The organism is Streptomyces sp. cmx-4-9 (genome assembly GCF_046548835.1).
In the GTDB taxonomy this organism is placed as follows: domain Bacteria; phylum Actinomycetota; class Actinomycetes; order Streptomycetales; family Streptomycetaceae; genus Streptomyces.
On record NZ_JAEBEE010000003.1, the window covers coordinates 589,152 to 615,104 of the forward strand.

Below are 25,953 nucleotides of genomic sequence, written 5' to 3' on the forward strand. Positions count from 1 at the left end.
CGAGGACGGGGCCTTTCTCCGGTGGCTGGGGCCGGGGTCGAACCGGCGACCTATCGCTTTTCAGGCGATCGCTCGTACCAACTGAGCTACCCAGCCACGAAGCCGTTTCCGGCTTCAGCGAACCTGACGGGACTTGAACCCGCGACCTCCACCTTGACAGGGTGGCGAGCTAACCAACTGCTCCACAGGTCCTTGCAGTGTGCGAGACCAAGTCTTGCACACGGTAATGCGTACCCCCAACGGGATTCGAACCCGTGCTACCGCCTTGAAAGGGCGGCGTCCTGGGCCACTAGACGATGAGGGCTAAAGGCCCGCCGGGCACTTCTCAGCGCGTCGGGGACGTGAGAAGCATATGGGATCCGGGGAGCTATCGCCAAAACGGTTTCCCCCGGAGGGACAATGGCCGGGTGCTGGAGATGACGCGCGAGGAGTTCGAAGAGCTCGTCGCAGAGGCCCTGGACCGCATCCCGCCGGAGCTGACGCGGCTGATGGACAACGTGGCGGTGTTCGTCGAGGACGAGCCGCCCGCCGACGATCCCGAGCTCCTGGGCCTGTACGAAGGGACTCCCCTGACGGACCGCGGCGAGTGGTACGCCGGGGTCCTGCCGGACCGGATCACCATCTACCGCAATCCGACGCTGCGGATGTGCGAGGACCGGGAGAGCGTGGTCGCGGAGACGGAGGTCACCGTGGTGCACGAGATCGCCCACCACTTCGGCATCGACGACGAACGCCTGCACGCCCTGGGCTACGGATGACCGCTGCGGGTCCGGACCCCGGCGGGGACGGCGCCGGGGCGATCGACCCGGACGTCGACCTGCGCCTGCCCGCGCACCGGGCCGAACCGCAGGGCCGGGTGCTGGCCGCCGTGGCCGCGGGAGGCGCGGTGGGGGCCTCGGCGCGGTACGCGGTCTCCCTGCTGTGGCCGGCCGGCCCCGGGGGCTTCCCGTGGGCGACCTTCGGGATCAACGTGGCGGGCTGCGCGCTGATCGGCGTCCTGATGGTGCTGGTCGGCGAGGGCGGCCGGACGGCGCACCCCCTGGTGCGGCCCTTCGCCGGGACCGGGGTGCTCGGCGGCTTCACCACCTTCTCCACCTACGCGCTGGACTTCTCGCGGCTGCTGGAGGAGGGCCGGGCCGCCTGGGCGGCGGCGTACGCGGTGCTCACCGTGGCCGCCGCGCTCGGGGCGGTCGGGGCGGCCGCCTCGGCGACCCGCCGCGCGGTCCGGGGGCGCGGGCCGCGGGGAGCGCGCAGCTGACCGGCCGGCCGTGACCGGCCCCGGCCGGGCGGCGGTGCGGCCCGGGCAGCCGGTGGCCGCGGGGGCGTGTCCCATACGGGTCACGGGGAGTTGGGCACATTGACCCGCTCATGCGGAGTGCTCGTGCCCAAGGTCCCCAGGTTCCGGAGGTGCCGTCCGTGCGCCAGTTGTCCGCTTCGCTCCGACTCGCCGTCACCGCGCTCGCGGTCGCGGCGACGGCGGGCTGCATGAGTGTCGGCGAGGACGCCGCGAAGCCGGGGCCCGCATCCTCGGCGGACCAGAAGGCCGCGGCCGGTGCCGGTGGGGGTTCCGCTTCCGGGCGCGGCTCGGGAATCCACGGCAACGGGCACGGCGCCAAGGACGGTTCGGGCAGCCAGGACGGCCGGCCGAAGGAGGACGGCAAGGCCTCCGGGGCGACCGGTGCCACGCCCAGCCCGGGTGCCTCCCCCGCCCGGCCCGGCGCGCCGTCCCCGTCGGCGGGGCCGGGTGGCGGCGCGGGCGGCCAGGGGCCCCAGCAGCCGCCCGCCGGAGGGCCCGGGGGGTCCGGAGGTTCGGGCGGCGCCGGCGGTTCCGGAGCCGCGGGCGGTGCGGGCGGCTCCGGCGGCCAGCCGCCGTCCAGCCCCACCCCCGAGCCTCCGGTTCCGACGCCGCCTGTGACGGAACCCACTCCCGTGCAGCCCTCTCCGGAGCCGGAGCCGAGCACCCAGCAGCAGCCCCAGCCGTAGCCCCCCGGGGTGGCGGACGGCGCCGCGACGCCGACCGCAGGCCCTGTACCTTCGCGACGTCTTCGCAGGTCAGAGCCGATGTTCCGGGAGTGACTTGCCAGACCCGGGGGAGGGTGCGTATGGTTATAGATCGTTTGATCCCATTGCCCGGCGCCGAATCCGAAGAGCGCCGTGTGGCGCGTACTCTCCCTAGCCGTGGCTGACCGCATTGAGGCGGTCGATTTGCGATTCACGGAGTTTGGGCGCGTGCCGAGACTCCGGAAGGTTTCGCATTTCGCATGTCCATTTCCAGTTCTGACCGTTCCGTCATGCCCGAGAACGACTCCACCGAGATCGTCGACGCCGAGGCCCTCGTGGTCACCGAGGCCATCGAGGCCGCGGAGGCCGACGAGCTCATCGAGGCCCTCGAGGACTCCATCGACGACGCGGCCGACGACGCCGACGCCGAGCCCACGATCACCTTCGGCGACCTCGGTCTGCCGGACGGCATCGTCCGCAAGCTTGCGCAGAACGGCGTCACCGCCCCCTTCCCGATCCAGGCCGCGACCATCCCGGACGCCCTGGCCGGCAAGGACATCCTCGGCCGTGGCCGCACCGGCTCCGGCAAGACCCTCTCCTTCGGTCTGCCGACCCTGGCCTCGCTGGCCGGCGGCCACACCGAGAAGAAGAAGCCCCGCGCCATCATCCTCACGCCGACGCGTGAGCTCGCGATGCAGGTCGCGGACGCGCTCCAGCCCTACGGCGACGTCCTCGGCCTCAAGATGAAGGTCGTCTGCGGCGGTACCTCCATGAGCAACCAGATCTTCGCTCTGGAGCGCGGTGTCGACGTCCTCGTCGCCACCCCGGGCCGTCTGCGCGACATCATCAACCGCGGTGCCTGCTCCCTGGCCAACGTCCAGGTCGCGGTCCTCGACGAGGCCGACCAGATGGCCGACCTGGGCTTCCTGCCCGAGGTCACCGAGCTGCTCGACCAGATCCCCGGCGGCGGCCAGCGCATGCTCTTCTCCGCCACCATGGAGAACGAGATCGGCACCCTGGTCAAGCGCTACCTGACCAACCCCGTCACGCACGAGGTCGACAGCGCGCAGGGCAACGTCACGACCATGACGCACCACGTGCTGGTCGTGAAGCCGAAGGACAAGGCGCCGGTCACGGCCGCCATCGCCGCCCGCAAGGGCCGCACCATCATCTTCGTCCGCACCCAGCTGGGCGCCGACCGCATCGCCGAGCAGCTCGTCGAGTCCGGCGTGAAGGCCGACGCGCTCCACGGCGGCATGACGCAGGGCGCCCGTACCCGCGTCCTCGCCGACTTCAAGGACGGCTACGTCAACGCGCTCGTCGCCACCGACGTCGCCGCCCGAGGCATCCACGTCGACGGCATCGACCTGGTCCTGAACGTGGACCCGGCCGGCGACCACAAGGACTACCTGCACCGCTCGGGCCGTACCGCCCGCGCCGGCAAGTCCGGTGTCGTCGTGTCGCTGGCGCTCCCGCACCAGCGCCGCCAGATCTTCCGCCTGATGGAGGACGCGGGCGTCGACGCCACGCGCCACATCGTCCAGGGCGTCGGCGCCTTCGAGCCGGAGGTCGCCGAGATCACCGGTGCCCGTTCGCTGACCGAGGTCCAGGCCGACTCCGCGAACAACGCGGCCAAGCAGGCCGAGCGCGAGGTCGCCGAGCTGACCAAGCAGCTGGAGCGCCTGACCCGCCGGGCCGGCGAGCTGCGCGAGGAGGCCGACCGCCTGGTCGCCCGTTCCGCCCGTGAGCGCGGCGAGGACCCCGAGGCCGCCGTCGCCGAGGTGGCGGAGGCCGCCGAGGCCGAGGTCGCGGCTGCTGCCGCCGCCGCTGCCGCCGAGCTGGCCGCGCAGGAGCGCCGCGAGGAGCAGCGCGCCCAGCGCGACGACCGCGGCAACTTCGAGCGTCGCGACAACCGCGGTGGCGACCGCGGCGGTGACCGTGGCGGCTTCCGCCGCGACGACCGCGGCGACCGCGGCGGTGACCGTGGCGGCTTCCGCCGTGACGACCGCGGCGGCGACCGCGGTGGCCGTCCCTCCGGCGGCTTCAACCGTGACGACCGCGGCGGCTTCCGCCGCGACGACCGTCCCTCCGGTGGCTTCCGTTCCGGTGGCGACCGTCCGGCCGGCGGCGGCTTCCGCCGTGACGACCGTCCCTCCGGCGGCTTCAACCGCGACGACCGCGGTGGCGACCGTGGCGGCTTCCGTTCCGGTGGCGACCGTCCGGCCGGTGGCGGCTTCCGTCGCGACGACCGTCCCTCCGGCGGCTTCAACCGTGACGGCCGCGGTGGCGACCGTGGCGGCTTCCGCCGCGACGACCGCCCCTCCTCCGGTGGCGGCTTCAACCGCGACGACCGTCCCTCCGGTGGCTTCCGTTCCGGTGGCGACCGTCCGGCCGGTGGCGGCTTCCGCCGCGACGACCGTCCCTCCGGCGGCTTCCGCTCCGGTGGGGCCGGCGAGCGTCCGTACGGCCGCCGCGACGACCACCGTCCGTCGGGCTCCGGCTCGGCCGGCTCCTTCGGCGGCCGTCGTGACGACAAGCCGCGCTGGAAGCGCAACGGCTGACGGTCCGCAGGACTGACTGACTGAAAGGGCCCGTACGACACCCCGTGTCGTACGGGCCCTTCGGCGTGTCCGTGGCGGCCCGACAGGCCGGTCATCCGATACCCGATCGGCTGACGGGCGCTCTGCGGCTATGCTCTGGGGTGAGCACGTGGAGGGCCATTAGCTCAATTGGCAGAGCAGCGGACTTTTAATCCGTTGGTTGTCGGTTCGAGTCCGACATGGCCTACCGCTCGCCGGTCGGAAGAACCTTCCTCCGGCCCGTGCGACAGCGCTCCGTCCGGTACTTCTCCGGGCGGGGCGCTTCGTCGTTCCCGGCGCGGACGCGGAGTGCGGTGGCCCGTAGGACAGTTGAGGTGGAGTTGCAGGCCTCTGACCTGCGGTGATGATAGCCAGGTGGGGGGTCGGCGGGGTAATTGGCGTAGGCCTGTGCCCTGATGGCGTAGAGTGGTGTTTACCGACGCGGGGTGGAGCAGCTCGGTAGCTCGCTGGGCTCATAACCCAGAGGTCGTAGGTTCAAATCCTGCCCCCGCTACCACGTACGAAGGCCCGGTCCCCTTGAGGGGGACCGGGCCTTCGTCGTGTACCCGGCCCCTCCCGCTGCCCCGACCCTCACCCGGGCGGCTCCCGCCGGCTCGCCGCGCGGGCCCGCGGCCGCCAGGCTGGGACGACGGACCGGGCGGCGGGAGAGCAGCGTGGCGGGGCTGGGCCAGCGGGACCACGGAGAGCGCGCAGACGGCGCGGGGAACGGCGTGACCCGGCAGGTGGCCCGGGTGCTGCCCGGCGCACTGATCGTCCTGGGGCTGGTCTTCGACCTGGCGACCCCGCCGAGTTTCACCGGCTCCCCCTTCTTCTCGGCCGCCCCGCTGATCGCCGCCCCCCTGTTCAGCTACCGGGCCACCGCCCTGACCGGGGTGCTGGCCTGCCTCGCCGTGGTCCTGCTGCACGCCGTGAACGGGACCACCTGGAAGGTCGAGGCGATGACCGAGTTGGTCACCGTCATGACCGTGTCCGGGCTGGCCCTCCTCATCAACCGCGTGGTGCGGCGCAGCGGCGAACGGCTGGCCTCCGCGCGGGGGATCGCCGAGGCCGCGCAGCGCGCGGTGCTCCCGACGCCCGCCGAGCAGATCGCGGGGCTGCACGTCAGCGCCTGGTACGAGGCCGCCCAGGCCGATGCCTTCATCGGCGGGGACCTGTACGCCGTCCAGGACACCCCGTACGGCGTGCGGCTGGCGGTGGGCGACGTACGGGGCAAGGGGCTGGGGGCGGTCGAGGCCGTCGCGGTGGTCCTCGGGGCGTTCCGGGAGGCGGCGGACACCGAGGCGACGCTGGAGGGCCTTGCCCGGCGGCTGGAGCGGGCGCTGGCCCGGGAGGGCCAGCGGCGCGACAGCCTGGACGCGGTGGAGGGGTTCACGACCTGCGTGCTGGCGGAGATCCCGCCGGGGGCCGAGGTGCTGCGGCTGCTGAACCGCGGCCACCCCGAGCCGCTGCTGCTGCACGGGGACGGCGTGGTGGCCGTCCTCGCCCCGGCGCAGCCCGCGCTGCCGCTCGGCATGGCCGAGCTGGGTTCCTGGCCCGACCGGGCGCAGGAGTGGCGCTTCCCGGCCGGCGCCACCCTGCTCCTGTACACGGACGGCCTGACCGAGGCCCGGGACGCGGCGGGCGTCTTCTACGACCCGGCGGACCGGCTGCGCGGGCGGGTCTTCCCCGGGCCGGACGCGCTGCTCGGCGCCCTCAGCAGCGATGTGCGCCGGCACACGGGCGGCGGGGCCACGGACGACATGGCGCTGCTCGCGGTCGGCCGGCCCGCCAGGGGGCAGCCGGACCGCCGCCGGACGGTCCCCGTCGTGCGGCGGGGCATCGAGAGTGACCCTGGGTGACCGAAAGGACGCGCTCCGCATGCCTGCTGACGACACGTCAAGTCGCGTCTGTGGCTGAAGGGGTGGGCGTGTCGTTGGGGATTTGCCCGCCTTGGGTGCTGTTCGCAGTGAAAAAGGCAGGTCAAAGTCAGTCAGGCGAGGGCCGATTGGTGGGAACGATCAAGCCGAACAGCTTGGAATCACTCCCCCACGTCTATTACCTTTCGATAACGCAGCGCGGTCGTCCCAGCCGTCGTACGAGACGGCGCCGTGTGCGTGCGCGTCAATGAGGAGTGTGCCCCGGTGGCCTCCAACTTGCCTGCCCCAGAAGGCACCGAGATCCAGGAGCCGCCCACGGCGGGCGCCTGGGGCGAGTGGAATCCCACCGAGGATTCGGTCCGTCCGGTCCGCGGCAAGCACCGCGTCGCCAAGCAGCGCGGGGGACTGGCCCGCAGCTCCACCGTGCTCGGCGTCGGCGTCATCGCCGCGGTCGGCGCGGGCGGCATCGCCACCGCGCAGGACCGGCCGCAGGTCGCCATCTCCCTGCCGTCGCTGCCGGACATGGCCGACCTCCCGGAGATGCTCGGCGGCGACGGTCCCGAGGCGAAGGCGCAGCAGGCGGACGGCGCCGCGGCGGCCCCCGCCAGGACCGGGGTCATCCCGCAGCAGGCCGACCGGCGGACCGACGCCGGCGAGGTCCTGCGCAACCGCATCCTCCAGCAGGCCGAGTCCCAGCAGGACGCCGCCGAGGCGCAGGCCCGGGCGGACTCCGAGCGGTCGGCCCAGGAGGCCGCCGCCCAGGAGGCCAAGGACAAGCGGGAGGCGGCCCGCAAGCAGGCCGAGGAAGCCGCCGCCAAAGCCGAGGAGAAGGCCGCACAGGAGGCGAAGGCCGCCCAGGAGGCCGCCGAGGCGAAGGCCGAGCAGGAGCGCACCGCCCGGCTCGCCGGCAGCTACTCCCTGCCCACCTCCGCCTACACGCTCACCTCGCACTACGGCGTCGCCGGCTCCATGTGGTCCTCGGGCCACCACACCGGCCTCGACTTCGCCGCCCCCACCGGCACCCCGGCCAAGGCCGTGGCCGCCGGGAAGATCACCTCGGCGGGCTGGTCCGGGGCGTACGGCTACCGGATCGTGCTGGAGCTGGAGGACGGCACCGAGGTCTGGTACTGCCACCTCTCCTCCATGTCGGTGACCTCCGGCTCCGTCGGCGCCGGCGACACCATCGGGCGGGTCGGCGCGACCGGCAACGTCACCGGCCCCCACCTCCACCTGGAAGTGCGCCGGGGCGGTTCGACGATGGACCCGCTGGCCTGGCTCACCTCCAAGGGCCTCACCGTCTGAGCACCCCCTGCAGGACGGCCCGGGCCTCCGCCGCCCGCCGGGCCGTCGGAACGCTTACCGGCGCGGGCGTCCGGCCCGGACCCGGCCCGAACTCCACCGGGTCGGTCCACGCGGGCAGCAGCTCCTCCATCACCGCCGCCCGGGCCAGCGCCGGGGCGGCCGTGGCCCGGTACGGCCGCAGCCGGCGCAGCAACTCCCGCTCCCGGCCCGCGAAGTCGGGCTCCCGCCCGGGACCGCAGCGCCGCGCCCGGTAGCGCAGCAGGGCCAGCGCGGCCGCGTCCGCCGCGTACCGGCTGACGGCGCGCCCCGCCGCCCGGCCCCCCGTGCGCCGCGCCAGGGCGCAGGCCAGTGACCGCGCGGGCACCGACGCCAGGGCCGGCACCTCGGCGCGGGTGAACCAGCCGGCGGCCGCGTACACCGAGAGCTCCGCCGCGACGGCCCGCAGCCGGCCGCGCCGTATCCGTACGGCCGCCACCACCAGCAGGACGAACACGGGGACCATCACGGACCCGTAGACCAGGTAGAAGCCGTACTCCCCGAGCCGCGAGGAGCCGTTCCACAGCGCGTGCATGCCCATGGCCAGCGCCAGGCCCAGCAGCGGCAGGCCGATCCTGCGGGAGCGGCGAGCGCTGACGGCGGCCGCGCCCAGGCCCAGGCCGGTGAGGACGGTGAACAGCGGGTGCGCGAAGGGCGAGACCACGATCCGCACGAAGAAGGTCGCGGCGGTCACGGAGTCCAGCATGCCGGTGCCTTCGGCGAGGTCCTCGCCGAAGGCGTTGCCGAGGTAGAGGACGTTCTCGGTGAAGGCGAAGCCGGTGGCGGTGAACCCGGCCAGCACGAACCCGTCGGCGGGGCCGGTGAACGCGCGTCTGCGGAAGGTGAACACCAGCAGCAGGGCCGCGGCCTTGGCGCTCTCCTCCACCACCGGCGCGACCGCCACCGACCCGAGCTGGTCGGCGTCGGAGGGGTCGGCGGTGGCCGCGGCTATCCACTCGGTGGCGAAGCTGTTCGCCAGTATGGCGATCAGCGCCGCGGTGCAGGCTCCCCAGCCGAAGCAGAACAGCAGCCGCGGCCAGGGCGAGGGCACGGCCCGGCCCAGCCACCGGAAGGCCGCCATGAGCAGCGGCACCGGCAGCAGGGCCAGGCCCAGGCCGACGAAGAAGCCGGGCGTGCCGGTCTGTTCCCGTACGAGTTCGAGGATCCACACACCCGAGACGGCCAGGACGGCAAGCAGGACGACGAGCACGCGCGTGCGGACCGTGTCCGACGGACGCGCGAGGACACGGGGGAGCGCTCGGAACACGTCACGACCCTACCGAGCGGCTCGGCGCGCGCGGTGACCTTGTCAGTTCTGCACGCGGCGGAAGAGCAAGTCGTGTACGGCGTGGCCCTTGTCCAGTCCCTGGCCCTCGAAGCGGGTCAGCGGCCGGTAGTCGGGGCGCGGGGCGTACCCGCCGTCGGCCCGGGTGTTCTCGAAGTCCGGGTGCGCGGTGAGCACGTCCAGCATCTGCTCCGCGTACGGCTCCCAGTCGGTCGCGCAGTGCAGCACGGCCCCGGGGGCCAGCCGGGTCGCGGCCAGGGTGAGGAACTCGGGCTGGATCAGCCGGCGCTTGTGGTGCCGGGCCTTCGGCCACGGGTCGGGGAAGTACACCCGGATCCCGGCCAGCGACTCGGGCGGCAGCATCTCGCGGAGCAGGATGATGGCATCGCCGTTGGCCACGCGGACGTTGGTCATCCCGCCGCGCTCGGCGAGGGCGAGGAGGTTCCCCTGGCCGGGGGTGTGCACGTCCGCGGCGAGGATGCCGGTGCCGGGGTCCGCGGCCGCCATCTGCGCGGTGGCCTCGCCCATGCCGAAGCCGATCTCCAGGACCACGGGCAGGCCGCCGAAGAGGGCCTTGAGGTCGAGGACCTCGTGGCCGTCGATGTCCAGGCCCCAGGTGCCCCACAGGCGTTTGAGGGCCTCGCCCTGGCCGGTGGTGACCCGGCTGCGGCGGGGCTGGAAGCTGCGGATCCGCCGCTCGTGGTGCGAGCCGGCCGGATCCGGCGAGGGCCCGTCGGGGAACCGGGGCTCGGTGCGCCACTTGGGCGGCACGTACGAATGAGCCTCGGGCGCGGCGTCCGGGAGGCTGGGCGGCTGGGGGTTTCGGGACTCAGACACAATGCCCTGATTCTACGACGGGGGGCCCGGCCCGGCCGCCCGTGGACGCGGCTCCGCCCGCCCGCCTCCGCGCCCACCCGTCCGCTTCCGCGTGCACCCGGCGGTCAGGCCGAGCCGAGGGTGCGCAGCACCCGGCCGGCGATCTCGCGGCCGATGGGCAGCGAGGCCGTGGCCGCCGGGGACGGGGCGTTGAGCACGTGGACCGTGCGCGGCGCGTCGCGGATCAGGAAGTCGTCCACGAGGGTGCCGTCGCGCAGGACGGCCTGGGCCCGGACCCCGGCCGCGGCGGGACGCAGGTCCGCCGGGGTGACCGCGGGCAGCAGGCGGCGCACGGCATGGGTGAAGGCCTCGCGGGACAGGGAGCGGTGGATCTCGCCCGCCCCGTACCGCCAGTGCCGCGCGGCCATCCGCCAGGAACCGGGCCAGGCGAGCTCCGAGGCCACGTCGCGGGGGCGCACGGTGCCCCAGCCGTACCCCTCCCGGGCCAGCGCCGGCACCGCGTTCGGCCCGACGTGCACCCCGCCGCCGATGCCCCGGGTCAGGTGCACCCCGAGGAAGGGGAAAGCGGGGTCGGGCACCGGGTAGACCAGCCCCCGGACCAGTTCGGGACGGCCCAGGTCGTAGTACTCGCCCCGGAACGGGATGATCCGCATGCCCGGGTCGTCACCCGCCAGCCGGGCGACCCGGTCGCACTGCAGGCCCGCGCAGTTCACCAGTACCCGGGCCCGGACCACCAGGCCGGACGTGGTGCGGACCGCCACCGCCGAGGGGCGCCGCACGATCAGGTCCACCGCGCCGCCGTAGACGATCTCCGCGCCCGAGGTCTCCGCCAGCTGGGCGCTCACCCGGCCGTAGTCCACGATCCCGGTGGTGCCGACGTGGATCGCGGCCAGGCCGCGCACCTGCGGCTCGTACTCGGTGATCTGCGCCGGGCCCAGCTCGCGCACCGGGATGCCGTTCTCCCGGCCGCGCTGGACCAGGGCGTGCAGGCGCGGCAGCTCCTCCCGCTCCGTGGCGACGATCAGCTTGCCCGTCACCTCGTGCGGGATGCCGTGCTCCGCACAGAACTTGACCATCTCGGCGGCGCCGCGCACCGCGAAGCGGGCCTTGAGGGAGCCGGGGCGGTAGTAGATCCCGCTGTGGATCACCCCGCTGTTGCGGCCCGTCTGGTGCCGGGCGGGCCCGTCCTCCTTCTCCAGGACGACCACCCGGGTCCCCGGGGCGAGGCGTGCCAGGGCGTGCGCCGTCGACAGGCCGACGATCCCGCCGCCGACCACCAGCACGTCGCAGTCCAGCCCGGCGCCACGCCGTCCCGCGCCCGCGCCACGCCGTCCCGCGCCACGCCGTCCTGTGCCCGCGCCTGTGCCCGTGCCCGCGCCTGTGCCCGCGCCCGCGCCGCCCGTCCGTCCCGCACCGCCGAAGCCGCCCACACCGCCCAGCCTGTCCCTGCCGCCGCCCAAGCCGACACCTCCCACCCCTGCATACTGCACCCCGCCACCGACATCGCGGCCGCGCGGGGCCGTCGGCCTACGCGGGCGCCACCAGCAGCGGCCGCGCCCGCTCCCGCAGCTCCACGACGCGGGGCTCGTCCCCGTACGGCTCCAGCCGGTGCAGCAGGTCCCGTACGTACTCGGTCGTCCGCGCCGAGGAGATCCGGCCCGCGACCTCCACCGCCCGGGTGCCCGCCGCGCACGCCGCGTCGAGGTTGCCCGACTCCAGCTCGGCGACCGCACTCACCACCAGGCGCAGCCCGTGCGAACGCACGTACTCCTCGGTGGGCCGGGACAGGGCCTGCTCGGTGAAGCGGCGCATCTGGCGGGGGAGCTTCAGGTCCCGGTAGCACTCCGCCGCGTCCGCCGCGAACCGGTCGTACGAGTAGAAGCCCAGCCAGCTGGGGTCCGGATCGCCCTCCCGGGCCCGCTCCAGCCAGCCCTCCGAGGCCCGCAGCGCCGCTCCGGCCGCCACCGGGTCGCCCGCCTTCGCGTGCGCCCGCGCCTCGACCAGCCGGAAGAAGCTCATGGTGCGGGCGGTGGCCAGGCCGCGGTTGCGCTCCACGGCCGCCTGCGCCAGGTCCACCCCCTCGTCGGGGAAGTCCCGGTAGGTGGCCTGGAGGGACATCGAGGCCAGCACGTACCCCCCGAGGGGGACGTCCGCGGCGGCGCGGGCCAGGCGCAGGGCCTGGATGTAGTAGCGCTGGGCGGCCTCCTGCTGCCCGGTGTCGAAGGCCATCCACCCGGCCAGCCGGGTCAGTTCGGCGGTCGCACCGAACAGGGCGCGGCCCACCTCGTCGGTGTAGCAGCCCAGCAGCAGCGGCGCCGCGTCCACCCGCAGGCACTCGGGCACCATCGACGAACGCCAGTCGCCACCGCCGTACTTGGAGTCCCAGCGGCGGGCGTCCTCGGCGGCCTCGCGCAGTTTCGCCACGTCGTTGTGGCCCACCCGCTGGCCGTGGTCGCGCGGTGCTTCGGAGCCGGACGGGCCGGCCGCGGCGCCCGACGGCGGCGCCTGGAGAGGTCCCGGGCCCGCGGCCGGCCCCGTCGCAGCCCCGACCCCGGCCGCAGCCGTGACCGTGAGACCGCCCGCCGAGCCGGTGGCCGGGCCCGCCGTCAGGCCCCGCGGAGGGGCCGGGGGCCCCTGGCCCGCAGTCTCGTGCGCCGGCCGGTCGACGGTCGGCCGGTCGGTGGCCGGCCGGTCGGTGGCCGTCCGGTCCGTGCGCGGCCGGTCCGTCAGCGGCCGCGGCGCCGGGACGTGCGCCGGGCCCCGGCCGGGGCCCGGCCCCGCCGGTTCGCGGGCCACCGAGCCGTCCGCCGGGGATATCAGCCACCGCGAGGCGGGCGTCGCGTACGCCGCCACCGAGAAGGAACCCGCGAGCGACTGCCAGATCCCGCCACCGCCGCGGCGCCCCGCGAGGTCGAGCCGGTAGAGGTCCGTGGCCGAACGCACCGCCGCCCCCACGTCCCGGGGGAAGGCCAGGCCCACCTCGGGCGCGGGATCGGCGTCGGCCAGCCCGATCTCGTGCAGCGGCACCGGCCGCCCCAGCTTCGCCCCGATCGCCGCCGCGATCAGGTGCGGGGCCGCGCCCTGCGGAACCATCCCCTTCGAGACCCACCGGGCGACCGAGGTCTTGTCGTAGCGCAGCGTCAGACCGCGCTGCGCGCCCAGGTCGTTGACCCGGCGGGCCAGGCCGGCGTTGCTGATGCCCGCCAGGGCGAGGACGGCGCCGAGCTTCTCGTTGGGCTCGCGGAGCTCCCTGGACATGCGCCACCCCTCGTCACACGCGGAACGCAGACGCCGCCGGGGCATAGGCGCCCGGCATTTCGTAAACCCAGCGTAGTTCCCTGCCTCCCAAGCGTTAAGGCCCTTACTTCCGTATGGCGGGATTGTTGTCCGTTTGCACAGTCGGGCCCCGGCCCGCCCCCGGGGCGCACGTGTCAGCGCGTGCTCCGGCCGTGTGGCCGTGCGCCCGCCCGTGCGCTCTGTCCGGCCGCGGGACCCGGCGATTCGATGTGCGGTGCGTGGGTCGGCCCACTGCGCGGACCGGGTGGGCCGGGGGATGCCGCTGCCTCAATCCCCGCGGGTGGCGGAACGGTCCGGGGGGTGCGTTCCGCCTCCCGGACCGCGGCCGCCCGCCGCAGACCGGCAGGACGCACCGACCCGCGCGACGGCCCAAGAATGGCCGAAAGCGGCCTGTGCGGCGGGGGGTTCGAAACACCGCACAGGGCGTGGCCGCAGCATGTTCGTCTGCATGTGCGCCCCCCTTAACGCCTCCCGTACGCCTGTCCCGTGGCAGCATGGTCCCGAGCCACCCGGGGTCCCGCCGGACGCGCCCTCAGCGCCCACCGTGCTGCCCGTGCCCCGGTCATGTGCCCACAGGCTGGGGAGGCGGCGGTGCGCTGGTTGGTGGGTTGGAGCAGTATCGCCGCGAGCTTCGGCACGGCCGGCCGGGTCTCCGGCCAGGGCCCGGGCGCAGGCCCCGGCGGATACGGCGACCCCGGAGGGCCCCTGCACGGCGGCATCGCCGACGCCGCGCACCCCGACGACCCCGGCGCGGACGCCGAACGCACCGTCCACCCCGTGGGCGCCCAGCTCCTCTGGGGCGACCCCGACCCCCTCTGGGCCGTCGGCGACTGGCGCCCCGACGAGATCCGCACCCTCACCGCCGACCCCGCCGACCCCTTCACCCGGCTCGCCGTCCTCGGCTGCTGCGGGGCGACCGACGCCGAACTGCGCCGCGCCCTCTACGCGGCCCGCGGCGGGGCCCTGCGCCACCTCACCCAGTGGTCCGGCAGCTACACCGCCGTCGTGCAGGCCGGCCGCCGGATCACCGTCGTCGGCGACCTCGCCGGTGCCCGGCCCGTCTTCTACACGCCCTGGGCGAGCGGAACCGCCTACGCCACCGCCGCCCTGCCGCTCGCCGACCTCATCGAGGCGCAGCTCGACATCGGCCACCTGGCCGCCCTGCTGGCATGCCCCGACAGCCCCGAGGCACTGGGCGACGGCACACCGTACGCCGGGGTCCGCCGCATCCCGCCCGGCCACGCGCTCATCCTGCGGGAGGGCTCCCGCGAGATCACCGGGTACGAGCCGGTGGCCTCACTGGCGGTGGCCGCACCCCAGGCGGACGCCGCGCGGGCGGTGGAGGGCGTGCGCGAAGCACTCGTCGACGCGGTGCGCGCCCGGCTCACGGCCCCCCGCCATGCCCCCGACGCGGTGCCACCGTACGATCCCGGCCCCGTCCCCGGAATGGGCCCCGCCGACCGGCGCGCGGCCCGGGGGGTCGCCCCGGTGCCGGGGGTCGGCGCCGACCTCTCCGGCGGCAGCGCCTCCGCGACGCTCGCCCTGCTGGCGGCCGGCCTGCCCGGCGCCCCCGGCACGCTGCTGAGCCCCGCCGGCGCCCGGCTGCTGGCGGTCACCTTCAACGACCTCGCCACCCCGCAGGGCCGCGAGGCCGAGATGGAGCGCGCCCACGCCATCGCCGCCGACCCCCGCCTGCACCACGTGGTGGTGGCCGCGGCCGGCGAAGCCCTCCCGTACGCCGAACTCGACGGCCCGCTCACCGACGAACCCGGCCCCTCCCTGGTCTCCGCCGCCCGCGAACGGCGCCGGCTCGCCGCGGGCTCCGCCGACCACTTCACCGGCCACGGCGCCCGCCAGGTCCTCGACGCCCACCCGGCCCGCATGGCCGACCTCCTGATGGACCGCCGCCGCCGGCACCTGCTGCGCCCGGTCGCCGCCCTGGCCCGCACCGCCCAGGCATCCGGGGAGTCCCTGCTGGTCCCGCTCACCGTGTACTCCGCGGCCCGCCGTCTCGCCCGGACGACGTACCGCGCCGGCATGGAGGCCGCCGCCGCCCGGCTGCGCGAAGGGGGCGTATCCAGCGGGTCGTTCGGGCCGGTGGACGCCTCGCTGGCCGCCCTGACCTGGTCCCGGCCGGGACCGGCGGCCGGCTGGCTCACCGGGGAGGCACGGGCGGAAGTATCGATCCGCCTCGCCGCCGCCGCGGGCCGCCCGCCGCTGTCGCTGCGGCCCGGCGAGGCCCGCGCCCGCTCGGTCCTGGCCCGGCACGCCGCCGACCACCGGGTCTTCGAACAGGCCGTGGAGGTCCGCAGCCAGCGCCTGCACGCCCCCTTCCTGGACAACCAGGTGGTACGGGCCGCCCGCGCCCTCCCCGAGGCCCTGCGCGTGCAGCCCGGGGCCCGCGCGGAGATCCTGCGCAGCGTGCTGACCTCGGCCGGGGTACGGGAGCTCCCGCCCGGCTGGGGCGCCGCAGCCGCCGCCCCGAACGAGACCGCGACCCGGCTGGGACTGCGGGCCGCCCTGAACGAGCTGCTGTCCCTCTTCGCCTCCCCGCTGCTCGCGGACGCCGGGCTGATCGAGGCCCGGGTCGTGCGCCAGGCCCTGCTCGACGCCGCGGACGGCCGACCGGTCCCGCTGGACGGCCTCGCGGAACTCGTCTCGATGGAACTGTGGCTGGGCCGCCTCCTCGCCCGCCGCGGCACCTGCTGGACGGGCACCACGAGCTCCCGCCGCCGGGCCGTCCCCGAGGGCGTCCCCGTCCACCGCCCGGCCCTGTCCTGAGCCGCCGCGGGTTCAACGGCAGCTGATCACGGCGTCCGCCCAGCTCGCGAGGGCCGGCAGGCTGCCCTGCCCGGCCCGCTCCACGACCAGCCGCAGGCTCGACCGCCCGGCCAGCGGGACCTGCACCGCCACCGCCGGATCGCGGTGGCCGAGGGCTTCGGAGCGCCACAGCCGGCTGCCGTCGGCGTACACGGAGAACCGCACCGTGCCGTCGGTCAGCAGCGACAGGCCGTCCACCCCGGCCCGTGCCGAGAAGGCGGTGCAGGGCCGGTTCAGGGTGATCTCCACGGACGAACGGGAGTTCACGGTAATGCCCTGCGCGAAGCGCCGGTCCCCGACCTCCAGCCCCCACCGCTGCCACACCCAGCTGCTCCGCCAGGTCTGCACCTCGGGGCCGCTGTGGTCCCCGTACACGGAGTGGCCCAGCCGGGCCAGCGGGAACCCCTGCGCGGGAGCGGGAGGCCTCGGCGCGGGCCGGGCCGGTGAGGGCGCGGGAGGCGCCGGGGGCCGCGCCGGGCCGGACGGGGACGGCGCGGGCCGGGGTGGGGCGGGCGGCCGGGGCGCGGAGGCAGCCGGCCGCGGTGACGGCGCCGATGCCGTCCGCGCCGGCGGTACGGAGGCCCGCGCCGGCGGCCGCTCCTGCACGGGCGGGCCCGGCGCGGGCTCGGCCGGCGCGGTGGAGCCCGGCGCCGGCTCCTCGGGCACGACGGGCGCCGCCGCGCTCGGGGCCGGCCGCACCTGGGCCTGCGGCTCCGGGTCGTCCCCGGCCAGGGCGAAGACCACCCCGGCGGCTGCGGCGACCGCGATCCCGGCGGCGATCGCGGCCTTCGCCGGCAGCCCGAGCCCCTCGGAGGCCGCAGCCCCACCGACCCCCGACCCCCCCGCACCCGCCCCGCCCGCCCCAGCCCCCGCAGCCGCCCCGGCGGCCCCGCCCGCACCCGCACCGGCACCGGCGGCTCCGCCTGCGGCGCCCGCGCCCGATCCACCGACCGCAGCCGCGGCAGCTCCGGCCCCGCCGGCGGCGACGGCGCCCCCGGCCACCACCCCGGCCGTCTTGACCGCGTACCCGGCGGCGAACCACCCGATGACGGCGACCGGCAGCAGCGCGGGAATGCCCGCGTTGACGTCTTTCAGCTCGCCGGCTGCCAGCCGGCACTGCACGCACTCCTCCAGGTGCTTGCGCAGCCCCCGCTCCGCCCGCACCCGCAGCCCGCCCCGCGCATAGGCGCCCAGCCGGTCCGCGTACCGGGCGCAGTCCCCGCCCTCACTCAGGGCGGAGCTCACGTGTGCCTGGAGGTAGGCCTGCTTCAGCCCCTCCCGGGCCCGACTGGCCAGCACGGCGGTCGCATTGGCGCTCAAGCCGAACAGCGGGGCGATCGCGCTGGGCGAGGCCTCCTCGACGGTGGTGTGCCACAGCACGGCCTGCCACCGCTCGGGCAGGCTCCGGAAGGCCTGCATGGCCAGCGACTGCTCGGCCTCCTGCATCGCGCGCACGTCCGCGCCGAGTTCGAGCGTGTCGCCCCCGGACAGGCCGGACAGCGCCGAGCCGTTCTCCGCGCCCGTGGCCGCCTGCTCCGCGAACACGGCGAAGTCCTCGACGAGCTGCTCCCGCCTGGCGGTCTTGGCCCAGGCCGCAGCAACCCTCCGTACGGTGGTGAGCAGATAGGCCCGCACCGACTGGTCCGGCCCGGCCCCGCCCCGTACCGCCTGCAGTGTCCGCGCGAACACCTCGGCGGTCAGGTCGTCGGCGGTGTGCCCGTCCCGGCAGCAGGTGCGGGCATAACGCCGTACGGCATCGGCATGCCGACGGAACAGCTCCTCGTACGCGCCATCGTCACCGCCGCGCATCCGGACGACCAACTCGGCGTCGGAAGGCGGCAGCTCACCCCCGGCTCCCGCAGCGCCCGCCGAGGAGCGGACGTGCCGCCCGCCCGGTTCACGCTGGGCAGGGACCTGCCCGGCCGGCGGACTGCCCGCCTCGGCTTCGCCACCGGCGCCGCCGAAGGACTCGTCCCGCCCGTCAACGCCCATCGCGGCAGCCCCCGCACGACACATTCAACCGGTACACCGATCAAGCGTGGCACACGGCGGACGCACACCGAGGCGCTCTGCGCACCATCCACTCATCCGGGCAGGTTTCGGCGCCCCGACGTCAACACCGTCCCGTCTTAGACCCGTTCGGGGACCGGGGCCCCGCACTGCCACCACGGCCGTACCGCCCCGCCAGGCAGGGCGGAGCCGAGAACGGACCGTCCCACGGAGACGACGCACACGCCCTGCGCGGCAGGCAGACGGCAATGCATGGACCTGTCGCCCTGCCCGGACGGGACAACGCACGGACGGTCAACAGCCATGCCCAGCGGTGCCGTTCGACCGGGGGCAGCCCCGGCCACCGAGACCGCACGGGCGACCCAGCCACCCAGCCCATCCGGCGGGCCCCGCCAACCCAGTCCACCGGGGAGCGCAACCAGCCCGGACCACCCGGACGCCCCGGCTTTCAGCCAGCCCGGATCCGAACCCACCCAGCCGACCCCGCCCATCCAGGCGGCTCCGCCCGTCCGGCCAACCGCCCGCTAGGGCGACCCCGCCCGCTAGGGCGACCCCGCCCGTCCAGCCAGGCCCACCCATCCAGGCGGCCCACCCGTCCAGGCAGCCCGCCCGCTCAGGCGACCCCGCCCATACAGGCGGCCCGCCCGCTCAGGCGGCCCCGCCCGTCCAGCCAGGCCCACCCATCCAGGCGGCCCCATCCGTCCAGCCAGGCCCACCCGTCCAGGCGGCCCCATCCGTCCAGGCGGCCCGCCCGCAGGCAGTTCACCCATCCAGGCGGCCCCGCCCAGCTCCGGCGGCCCCGCCCGCTCTGGCGGCCCCGCCCGCTCAGGCCGTCCTGGAGCGCAGTCCCTCAAGCAGGATGTCGAGCAGCCGGGTGGAGGCGGCCGCCTGCTGTGCCGGGTCCGGCAGGGCGGGCGCCGCGGTGGCTATCACCAGCAGCACATCGGCCACCGTGACGTCGGCACGCAGTTCACCCGCCTCCCGGGCGCGGTCCACCAGCCGGCCGACGACCTCGAGCAGCGCACCCGCACCCGAGTCCTCCGCGAGGTCGTCCGCGGCCGGCCCCCGCGCGCCCACGACGCGCAGCTCCGGACCGGTGCCGACGGCGACGGCCTGGCGCTGGTGCGGGACCCGCGCCTGCGCCGCGTCCTCGGCGCCGTCCTCGACGGCCGAGCCGACCCGCAGCACCTGCGGCGGCAGCAGCCGCCCGGCGCCCGAGGCCACGGAGGTGCGCAGGAAGCGCGAGAGCGCCTGCCAGGGCTCCTCCTCCTGGCCGAGCGCGGTCCTGGCCTGCTCGGTCAGCCGGGCGGTCTCCTCCTCGGCTATCCGCCGGACCAGTACGTCCTTGCTCGGGAAGCGGCGGTACACGGTGCCGACTCCGACGCGTGCACGCCGTGCCACGTCCTCCATGGGAGCCCCGTACCCCAGTTCGCCGAAGACCTCGCGTGCTGCACGCAGAACGTGCTCGAGGTTGCGCTGGGCATCGACGCGCAGCGGCGTGGAACGACCCACGCCGTGCGTCGTGGCGCCGGTGACGACACGGCCGTTCGCCTCGACCGAGAGCGCGGTCGCAGAGCCATGGAAATCCGAAATGTTCATATGTTTCCCCCGGTAATCATTTGTCTCCCCCCGGAGACACTCCCCGCCTTCGTGCCGAGTGGGCCACGGTCATGTGGGCCCGGTCCTGCTCCTCGGCGAGATACGAACATAGTTGAGCCAGAGTCAATTCAGAAGGGGCAGCCCCGGACGGACCACCGCCCGATCGGAGCATTCACCCCCACTTTTCCGTCCAATGCCCTCGGAATCACCCTCTCCGCAGGCCCTGACCTGCACATTTCGACCCCGTCTCAAGTCCCCCGACAACCCCGCCCCAGGGCCAACTCCGGTCACACAATTTGTCGGGCCTGTGGACAAACTCCCAGCCACGTTGCGTCATGGGGTGGTGAAGGCTGCTAACTCCCGGGGCACGGCCCCCGGCACCCCGCCCCGGACGCGCATCCTCATCGTCGGCGGCGGCTACGTCGGCATGTACACGGCCCTACGGCTCCAGAGGAAGCTCAGAGCCGACGAGGCCGAGGTCACGGTGCTCACCCCCGACCCCTACATGACCTACCAGCCGTTCCTCCCCGAGGCGGCCGCCGGCTCGATCTCCCCGCGCCACGTGGTGGTCCCCCTGCGCCGCATCCTCGGGCGCTGCCGCATCGTCATCGGCGAGGCCCACCGGATCGACCACGCCAAGCGCACGGTCACCGTCACCACCCTCGCCACCGAGGACGAGGGGACCGGCCCGGTCGAGATCGCCTACGACGAGCTCGTGCTCGCCCCCGGCTCGATCTCCCGCACCCTCCCCGTCCCCGGACTGGCCGACTACGCCATCGGGTTCAAGACCGTGGAGGAGGCCATCGGCCTGCGCAACCACGTCATCGAACAGATGGACATCGCCTCCTCCACCCGCGACCACGCCATCCGCGACGCCGCCCTCACCTTCGTCTTCGTCGGCGGCGGCTACGCGGGCGTCGAAGCCCTCGCCGAACTGGAGGACATGGCCCGCTATGCGGCGCGGTACTACCACAACATCAAACCCGGGGACATGAAGTGGGTGCTGGTCGAGGCCAGCGACCGGATCCTCCCCGAGGTCGGCCCCGAGATGGGCGTCTACACCGTCCGGGAGCTGCGCCGCCGCAACATCGACGTCCGCCTCGAGACCCGACTCGACTCCTGCGAGAACCGGGTGGCCGTCCTCAGTGACGGGGCCCGCTTCCCCACCCGCACCGTCGTGTGGACGGCCGGCGTCAAACCGCACCCGGTCCTCGCCGCCTCCGACCTGCCCACGAACGACCACGGCCGGCTCGACTGCACCGCCTTCCTCACCGTCGAGGGGACCGAGCACGCCTTCGCCGCCGGCGATGCGGCAGCCGTCCCCGACATCACCGCCCCGGAAGGCGCCGAGGGCCCCGCCCGCACCTGCGCGCCCAACGCCCAGCACGCCGTCCGCCAGGCCAAGGTGCTCGCCGACAACCTGATCGCCTCCCTCCGCGGCGAGGTGCTCACGGAGTACGCCCACAGGTACGCGGGATCGGTTGCCTCGCTCGGCCTGCACAAGGGCGTCGCGCACATCTACGGCCGCAAGATCAAGGGCTACCCCGCCTGGTTCATGCACCGGGCCTACCACCTGAGCCGGGTCCCCACCTTCAACCGCAAGATGCGCGTTCTCGCCGAATGGACCCTCTCCGGTCTGTTCAAGCGTGAGATCGTCTCCCTGGGCTCCCTCGAACACCCCAGGGCGGAGTTCGAACTCGCCGCGGGCGGCCATCCGAAGGCCCCACCACCCCACTCCGCCCCCAACCCCCCGCAGGACAGCCCGGGCTGACGTTGTCCGTGCGGTCGGCCACACTGGACGTGTGACCATAGGTGGGCTCACACCTGCACAGAGTGACATCGTCCAGTGACCGACCACGTGCGACACAGCGACCACTTGCGACACCACGAGGCTTGAACGCAGTGAACTTCACGCGCTGGAGCGCCCGGTTTCCCGGAACGCAGCGCCGCGCAGCCGCCCGGACCCAACACGCCGCAGCCCAGGCCAAGCGGGGCGAGGGCTCCGTCCCGGCGGCCCGCGGCGGTCGTGCCGACCCCGCAGCCGAGCGGACCCCGTCCGCCGCGGACGCCGGACCGGCCGGCCCGGCAGGCAACGGCCGCGGCCCGGCCCCCGGCTCCGGCCCGGCAGGCAGCGGCCCGACCGGGCGGCCGGACGCGCCCACCGCCGGGTCGTCCACCACTGGGTCGTCCACCACTGGGACGTCCCCCACTGGGTCGTCCACGGCCGGGGCGTCGACCGCCGGGGCGTCCACCGCCACGCCCGTCGCCGCGCCCGCCGCCCTCGAGGAGCTCCCCGTCCGGGAGGTCCTCGACCGGCTCCCCGCCCTCGTCGCCCTCGTCCACGGCCCCGAGCACCGCGTCGCCTACGTGAACGACGCCTACACCGCCGGCTTCGGAGCCCGCCGCACCGGCGGCCCTGCCCACGAGGCGCTCCCCGAACTCGGCGAGCTGGGCCTCCTGCCGCTCCTCGACCAGGTCCAGCGCAGCGGCAAGCCCCGTACCGCCAAGAACCGAAGCGCCCCCGGCGGCGCCAGCTCGTACACCGTGACCTGCACGCCCGTCGACTTTCCGGCGCCCGCGGACGGCTGCGAGAGCGGCCCGCACCGCACCGGGGTCCTCGTCCACCTCGCCGACGTCACCGACCACGCCGAAGCCGTCGAACGGCTCCGCGCCAGCGAACGCCGCCAGCGCGAGGCCGCCGTCACCCTCCAGCGCTCCCTCCTCCCACAGGAGCTCGAACAGCCCGACGACCTCCGTGTCGCCGCCACCTACCAGCCCGGCGGCACCGAAGCGGCCGTCGGCGGCGACTGGTACGACGTCATCACCCTCGGCGCCGGACGCACCGCCCTCGTCATCGGGGACGTCATGGGCCGCGGCGTCCGCGCCGCAGCCGTCATGGGCCAGCTGCGCACCGCGGTCCGCGCGTACGCCCGCCTCGACCTGCCCCCGCACGAGGTGCTCCAGCTCCTCGACGGTCTCGCCGCGGAGATCGACGCCAGCCAGATCGCCACCTGCGTGTACGCCGTCCACGACCCCAACGAGGGCCTGCTGGCGTACGCCTCCGCGGGACACCTCCCCCTCCTGGTCCGGGACGAGGACGGCACCGTACGCCGCGCCGCCGACCCGACCGGCCCGCCGCTCGGCACCGGCGGCTGGCTGCACACCTCCGGCACCATCGCCCTCGGCCCCGGCTCCACCGCCGTCCTCTACACCGACGGCCTGGTCGAACGGCGCGGCGAGGACATCGACGAAGGCGTCGCCGCACTGGAACGCGCCCTGTCCGGCGCGCAGGGCACCCCGGCCGTCATCTGCGACCGGCTGATGCGCGCCCTGGGCGTCGACGCGGACCACGACGACGACGTCGCGGTGATGGTCCTGCAGCAGCCGGCCCGCACCGGCCAGGACGCCGAGCTGTTCCACAACGCCGCCCTCGAACTCCTCGGCGGCATCGAGGCGGCCCCCCGCGCCCGCGCCTTCGCGCAGGGCGTCCTCGCCTCCTGGCGCTTCCCGGTCGAGCTGTGCGACCTCGGCGTCCTGGCCGCGAGCGAGCTCGTGGCGAACTCCCTACAGCACGGCACCCCGCCCATGCGGCTGCGGCTGCGCCGGACCGACCGCCGCCTGATCGTCGAGGTCACCGACGGGGACGACCACCTCCCCCGCCGTCGCCGCGCCGAGCCGGCCGACGAGACCGGCCGCGGCATCTCGATCGTCGCCACCATCGCCTCGTCCTGGGGCACCCGCCGGACCCCGGGCGGCGGCAAGGCCGTCTGGTGCGAGTTCGCCCTGCCGGACAAGGACAAGGAGAAGGACAGGGACAGGGACAGGGGCAGGAACAAGGGCAGGCACGGCAGGTAAGAGGGCAGGCAGCAGGACATACGGAAGGCCCCGGTCCACCAGGACCGGGGCCTTCCGCGTACTCATTCCACCGCGCGCGGATCAGGCGTGCGCGTGCTCCGCCTGCGCGGGCGCCACCACCGGACCGCCCTGCGCCACGACACGGGACAGTGACGGGTTGTCCTGCTCCGGACTCAGCTGCCGGCCGAGCCGCAGCGCCAGCCAGGCGATCCCGAGCGAGACCAGGATGAAGACGCCGATGTAGAGCATCGGAACCCCCGCACCCAGCGGCACCCCGAGCGGCCCGAGCGCCAGCGCCATCTGCTTGACCAGCGCGAAGGCCGAGTTGTACTGGCCGACCGAACCCTCCGGCGCCAGATCGGCCACCAGCGGAGCCAGCGTCGGCGACAGCATGGCCTCGCCGATGCCGAACAGGGCGTACGTGGTGACGAACGCGGCGGCGGCCATCGTCGCGCTGCCGTGCCCCAGTCCCGAGAACCCGGCGATGACCCAGGCTGCGGTCCAGATCAGCCCGACCAGGGCGATCACCCGGGACCGGCGGCGCTTCTCGACCAGCCGCAGCACGACGAACTGCGCGACGACGATGGCCCCGGTGTTGGCGGCCAGGGCGAAGCCCAGCGTGGACGGGGAGATCCCGGCGGCCTCGGTGCCGAAGGCGGCCAGACCCGACTCGAACTGCCCGTAGCAGGCGAAGAAGACCACGAAGCCGAGCACCAGCAGCTTGACCATCGCCTGGTGCTGCAGCAGCCGCTTCCAGCCGCTGCCGCCCGCCTGGGCGGGGTCCTTCGGGGTGGCGTCCTTGATGACCGGCGCGTGCGGCATCTTCACGGTGAGGATGACGGCGGCCAGCACCAGGAACATCACGGCCTCGATACCGAACAGCAGGGTGAAGCTGCCCGGCCGGCTCTCGTCGACGATCTGGCCACCGATGAGCCCGCCGATGCCCAAGCCCAGGTTCTGCATGAAGAACTGCAGGGCAAAGGCACGGGTGCGGGTGGACGGCGTGGAGCACCACACGATCATCGTGGCCAGCGCCGGCTGCATCACGGCCTGGCCGGCGCCGAGCGCCAGAGCGGAGAGCAGGATCGGTACGACCCCGTCGGACAGCCCGAGGGAGAGCGCACCCGCCGAGGCGGTCACGGCCGCCCCGACGACCACGGGGACCGGACCCCGCCGGTCGATCACCCGTCCGGTGAGGGGCAGCGCGACCAGAGCGCCCAAGGCAAAAGCCACGAACGCACTCGTCGCCGCCATGGAACCCAGACCGCGCACCTGCGCCACGTAGATGTAGAGGAACGGAACCGTGAAACCGATGCCGAACGCGGTCAGCGCGTTCCCGGCCTGGATCCGCCGCATCGCAGCGCCCATCACCTTGGTCACTTCTCACCTGCCTTTGAGAGCTGAAGACTGAAGACTTCATACCTAAACTTCGATGCTTAACTCTACACACCGAAGGAGTTAGACGCCAATGGGTCTCGTGCCATACTTCGTGGCATGGGTGACACCCCCGACGGCACTACGCCCGTCCACGAGCCGAGCCTCGATGAGCAGATCGCCGTCTACCAGCGCGAGTTCCAGGACCTCGACCCCCAGGTCGAGAAGGTGGTCTCGGCGCTGAGCCGCCTGAACCGGCGCATGAATGTCGCGTACGGACGCCAGACCGCGGCCCTCGGCATCAGCAACGCCGAGTGGGAGGTCCTCAAGGCCCTCGTGCTCTCCGGCGCCCCGTACCGGATGGGCCCGAGCGAGCTGGCGAAGCAGCTCGGCCTGACGCCGGCGGCGATGACCCACCGCATCGACCGCATGACGGCGGAAGCCCTGGTCACGCGGGAGCGCGACGAGAGCAACCGGGTGCGTGTGATCGTGGAGCTCACCGATGAGGGCCGCAGCAAGTGGCTCGACGCGATGCGGGCCGCAACGGTGTTCGAGGAGGACCTGCTTCAGGACCTCTCCACGGCGGAACGCGGGGTACTGGGCGACATGCTGGCCCGCCTCCTGGACCGGGTCGAAGACCTCCAGTCACCGAGCTGACCCGCAGGTTTGACACGGCGGACACGAGTCCGTAAGGTTCTTCGAGTTGTCCCTGAGCCCAAGGGTTTTGGCGACGACACATCCCGCCGCCTCATTGCGGCAACCAACTCTGCACGATCTCCCATCGGGAACGAATTCGGCGTGCCCGAATTCATTTCTGAAGGCCGATTATCGGTCGCCGGAGAAATCAGCTAGAGTTCAGGAGTCGGAAGGGCCCAACAGCCCGGAAGACAAACCCCGCTGACTGGGGGTCAGGCCCGAAAGAGTCTGATAGAGTCGGAAACGAAGAACGAAGCTCGGAGGAAAGCCCGAGAGGGTGAGTACAAAGGAAGCGTCCGTTCCTTGAGAACTCAACAGCGTGCCAAAAATCAACGCCAGAAGTTGATACCCCGTCCATTTCGGTGGATGAGGTTCCTTTGAAAAA

18 protein-coding genes and 5 tRNA genes are annotated in these 25,953 nt (G+C 74.3%); 12 read left to right on the plus strand and 11 right to left on the minus strand.

Features of this window, described 5'->3' with window-relative positions; translation table 11 throughout:
- Nucleotides 1-22: 22 nt before the first annotated feature.
- From ACLJTM_RS13630 to ACLJTM_RS13640, 3 genes are all read right to left on the minus strand, one after another.
- Nucleotides 23-96, minus strand: a tRNA-Phe gene (locus ACLJTM_RS13630).
- Between the two features lie 22 nt (nt 97-118).
- Nucleotides 119-192, minus strand: a tRNA-Asp gene (locus ACLJTM_RS13635).
- Nucleotides 193-231: 39 nt separating this feature from the next.
- Nucleotides 232-304 (minus strand) — tRNA-Glu (locus ACLJTM_RS13640).
- 103 nt (nt 305-407) lie between these two features.
- Here ACLJTM_RS13640 and ACLJTM_RS13645 point away from each other — a divergent pair.
- The 8 genes from ACLJTM_RS13645 (at nt 408) to ACLJTM_RS13680 (ending at nt 7,759) form a co-directional block, all read left to right on the plus strand.
- Nucleotides 408-758: a metallopeptidase family protein gene (locus ACLJTM_RS13645; protein ID WP_030012899.1), complete on the plus strand. Its 351-nt coding sequence runs from the start codon at nt 408-410 to the stop codon at nt 756-758.
- The gene (locus ACLJTM_RS13650) at nt 755-1,258 is read left to right on the plus strand and encodes a FluC/FEX family fluoride channel (RefSeq protein ID WP_411103766.1); all 504 of its coding nucleotides are present in this window, start codon (nt 755-757) and stop codon (nt 1,256-1,258) included. The genes ACLJTM_RS13645 and ACLJTM_RS13650 overlap by 4 nt, the downstream gene beginning before the upstream one ends.
- A 158-nt stretch (nt 1,259-1,416) precedes the next feature.
- Entirely contained in the window at nt 1,417-1,983 is a 567-nt protein-coding gene (locus ACLJTM_RS13655; RefSeq protein ID WP_411103767.1) for a hypothetical protein, read from the plus strand.
- A gap of 308 nt (nt 1,984-2,291) precedes the next feature.
- Nucleotides 2,292-4,562 carry a DEAD/DEAH box helicase gene (locus tag ACLJTM_RS13660; RefSeq protein WP_411103768.1) on the plus strand — a complete coding sequence of 757 codons (2,271 nt, stop codon included), beginning with the start codon at nt 2,292-2,294 and terminating at the stop codon, nt 4,560-4,562.
- 153 nt (nt 4,563-4,715) lie between these two features.
- Nucleotides 4,716-4,788: transfer RNA gene (locus ACLJTM_RS13665), tRNA-Lys, on the plus strand.
- Nucleotides 4,789-5,020: 232 nt separating this feature from the next.
- Nucleotides 5,021-5,097: transfer RNA gene (locus ACLJTM_RS13670), tRNA-Met, on the plus strand.
- A 214-nt stretch (nt 5,098-5,311) separates the two neighbouring features.
- Nucleotides 5,312-6,439, plus strand: a complete 1,128-nt coding sequence (locus ACLJTM_RS13675) for a PP2C family protein-serine/threonine phosphatase (protein WP_411103769.1) — start codon at nt 5,312-5,314, stop codon at nt 6,437-6,439.
- 282 nt (nt 6,440-6,721) lie between these two features.
- Nucleotides 6,722-7,759 carry a M23 family metallopeptidase gene (locus ACLJTM_RS13680; protein ID WP_411103770.1) on the plus strand — a complete coding sequence of 346 codons (1,038 nt, stop codon included), beginning with the start codon at nt 6,722-6,724 and terminating at the stop codon, nt 7,757-7,759.
- Here ACLJTM_RS13680 and ACLJTM_RS13685 read toward each other — a convergent pair.
- From ACLJTM_RS13685 to ACLJTM_RS13700, 4 genes are all read right to left on the minus strand, one after another.
- Complete coding sequence (locus ACLJTM_RS13685) at nt 7,749-9,005, minus strand: PrsW family intramembrane metalloprotease (RefSeq protein WP_411103807.1); 1,257 nt, start codon at nt 9,003-9,005, stop codon at nt 7,749-7,751. The genes ACLJTM_RS13680 and ACLJTM_RS13685 overlap by 11 nt on opposite strands.
- Before the next feature lie 99 nt (nt 9,006-9,104).
- Complete coding sequence (trmB, locus tag ACLJTM_RS13690) at nt 9,105-9,917, minus strand: tRNA (guanosine(46)-N7)-methyltransferase TrmB (RefSeq protein WP_411103771.1); 813 nt, start codon at nt 9,915-9,917, stop codon at nt 9,105-9,107.
- 104 nt (nt 9,918-10,021) lie between these two features.
- Nucleotides 10,022-11,212: an L-2-hydroxyglutarate oxidase gene (gene lhgO / locus ACLJTM_RS13695; RefSeq protein ID WP_411103808.1), complete on the minus strand. Its 1,191-nt coding sequence runs from the start codon at nt 11,210-11,212 to the stop codon at nt 10,022-10,024.
- Nucleotides 11,213-11,444: 232 nt separating this feature from the next.
- Nucleotides 11,445-13,175, minus strand: coding sequence for a sporulation protein (locus ACLJTM_RS13700; protein WP_411103772.1), 1,731 nt, complete (start codon nt 13,173-13,175; stop codon nt 11,445-11,447).
- Nucleotides 13,176-13,805: 630 nt separating this feature from the next.
- Here ACLJTM_RS13700 and ACLJTM_RS13705 point away from each other — a divergent pair.
- The gene (locus ACLJTM_RS13705; protein ID WP_411103773.1) at nt 13,806-15,995 is read left to right on the plus strand and encodes an asparagine synthase-related protein; all 2,190 of its coding nucleotides are present in this window, start codon (nt 13,806-13,808) and stop codon (nt 15,993-15,995) included.
- A gap of 12 nt (nt 15,996-16,007) precedes the next feature.
- On the opposite strand, the gene ACLJTM_RS13710 is transcribed toward ACLJTM_RS13705, so the two are convergent.
- Together ACLJTM_RS13710 and ACLJTM_RS13715 are read right to left on the minus strand one after the other, a co-directional pair.
- A complete protein-coding gene (locus ACLJTM_RS13710; RefSeq protein WP_411103774.1) occupies nt 16,008-18,026 on the minus strand; it encodes a sigma-70 family RNA polymerase sigma factor in 2,019 nt (672 codons plus the stop codon).
- Nucleotides 18,027-18,869: 843 nt separating this feature from the next.
- A complete protein-coding gene (locus ACLJTM_RS13715; protein ID WP_411103775.1) occupies nt 18,870-19,643 on the minus strand; it encodes a TetR/AcrR family transcriptional regulator in 774 nt (257 codons plus the stop codon).
- Between the two features lie 340 nt (nt 19,644-19,983).
- Here ACLJTM_RS13715 and ACLJTM_RS13720 point away from each other — a divergent pair, with 340 nt between their 5' ends.
- Together ACLJTM_RS13720 and ACLJTM_RS13725 are read left to right on the plus strand one after the other, a co-directional pair.
- The gene (locus ACLJTM_RS13720; protein ID WP_411103776.1) at nt 19,984-21,414 is read left to right on the plus strand and encodes an NAD(P)/FAD-dependent oxidoreductase; all 1,431 of its coding nucleotides are present in this window, start codon (nt 19,984-19,986) and stop codon (nt 21,412-21,414) included.
- Nucleotides 21,415-21,545: 131 nt separating this feature from the next.
- Nucleotides 21,546-23,498 carry a SpoIIE family protein phosphatase gene (locus tag ACLJTM_RS13725; RefSeq protein WP_411103809.1) on the plus strand — a complete coding sequence of 651 codons (1,953 nt, stop codon included), beginning with the start codon at nt 21,546-21,548 and terminating at the stop codon, nt 23,496-23,498.
- Nucleotides 23,499-23,579: 81 nt separating this feature from the next.
- Here ACLJTM_RS13725 and ACLJTM_RS13730 read toward each other — a convergent pair whose 3' ends face one another.
- Nucleotides 23,580-24,866, minus strand: coding sequence for an MFS transporter (locus ACLJTM_RS13730; RefSeq protein ID WP_411103810.1), 1,287 nt, complete (start codon nt 24,864-24,866; stop codon nt 23,580-23,582).
- 126 nt (nt 24,867-24,992) lie between these two features.
- Here ACLJTM_RS13730 and ACLJTM_RS13735 point away from each other — a divergent pair, with 126 nt between their 5' ends.
- A complete protein-coding gene (locus tag ACLJTM_RS13735; RefSeq protein ID WP_411103777.1) occupies nt 24,993-25,529 on the plus strand; it encodes a MarR family winged helix-turn-helix transcriptional regulator in 537 nt (178 codons plus the stop codon).
- 198 nt (nt 25,530-25,727) lie between these two features.
- Here ACLJTM_RS13735 and ACLJTM_RS13740 read toward each other — a convergent pair.
- A partial coding sequence (locus ACLJTM_RS13740; protein ID WP_411103778.1) for a hypothetical protein occupies nt 25,728-25,953 on the minus strand: 226 nt, incomplete at its 5' end.

Coding starts and splice junctions, on each gene's coding strand:
- ACLJTM_RS13650 (WP_411103766.1), top strand. CDS start 755: ATGACCGCTGCGGGTCCGGACCCCGGCGGGGACGGCGCCGGGGCGATC.
- ACLJTM_RS13730 (WP_411103810.1), bottom strand. CDS start 24,866: ATGGGCGCTGCGATGCGGCGGATCCAGGCCGGGAACGCGCTGACCGCG.
- ACLJTM_RS13660 (WP_411103768.1), top strand. CDS start 2,292: ATGCCCGAGAACGACTCCACCGAGATCGTCGACGCCGAGGCCCTCGTG.
- ACLJTM_RS13735 (WP_411103777.1), top strand. CDS start 24,993: ATGGGTGACACCCCCGACGGCACTACGCCCGTCCACGAGCCGAGCCTC.
- ACLJTM_RS13710 (WP_411103774.1), bottom strand. CDS start 18,026: ATGGGCGTTGACGGGCGGGACGAGTCCTTCGGCGGCGCCGGTGGCGAA.
- ACLJTM_RS13715 (WP_411103775.1), bottom strand. CDS start 19,643: ATGAACATTTCGGATTTCCATGGCTCTGCGACCGCGCTCTCGGTCGAG.
- ACLJTM_RS13700 (WP_411103772.1), bottom strand. CDS start 13,175: ATGTCCAGGGAGCTCCGCGAGCCCAACGAGAAGCTCGGCGCCGTCCTC.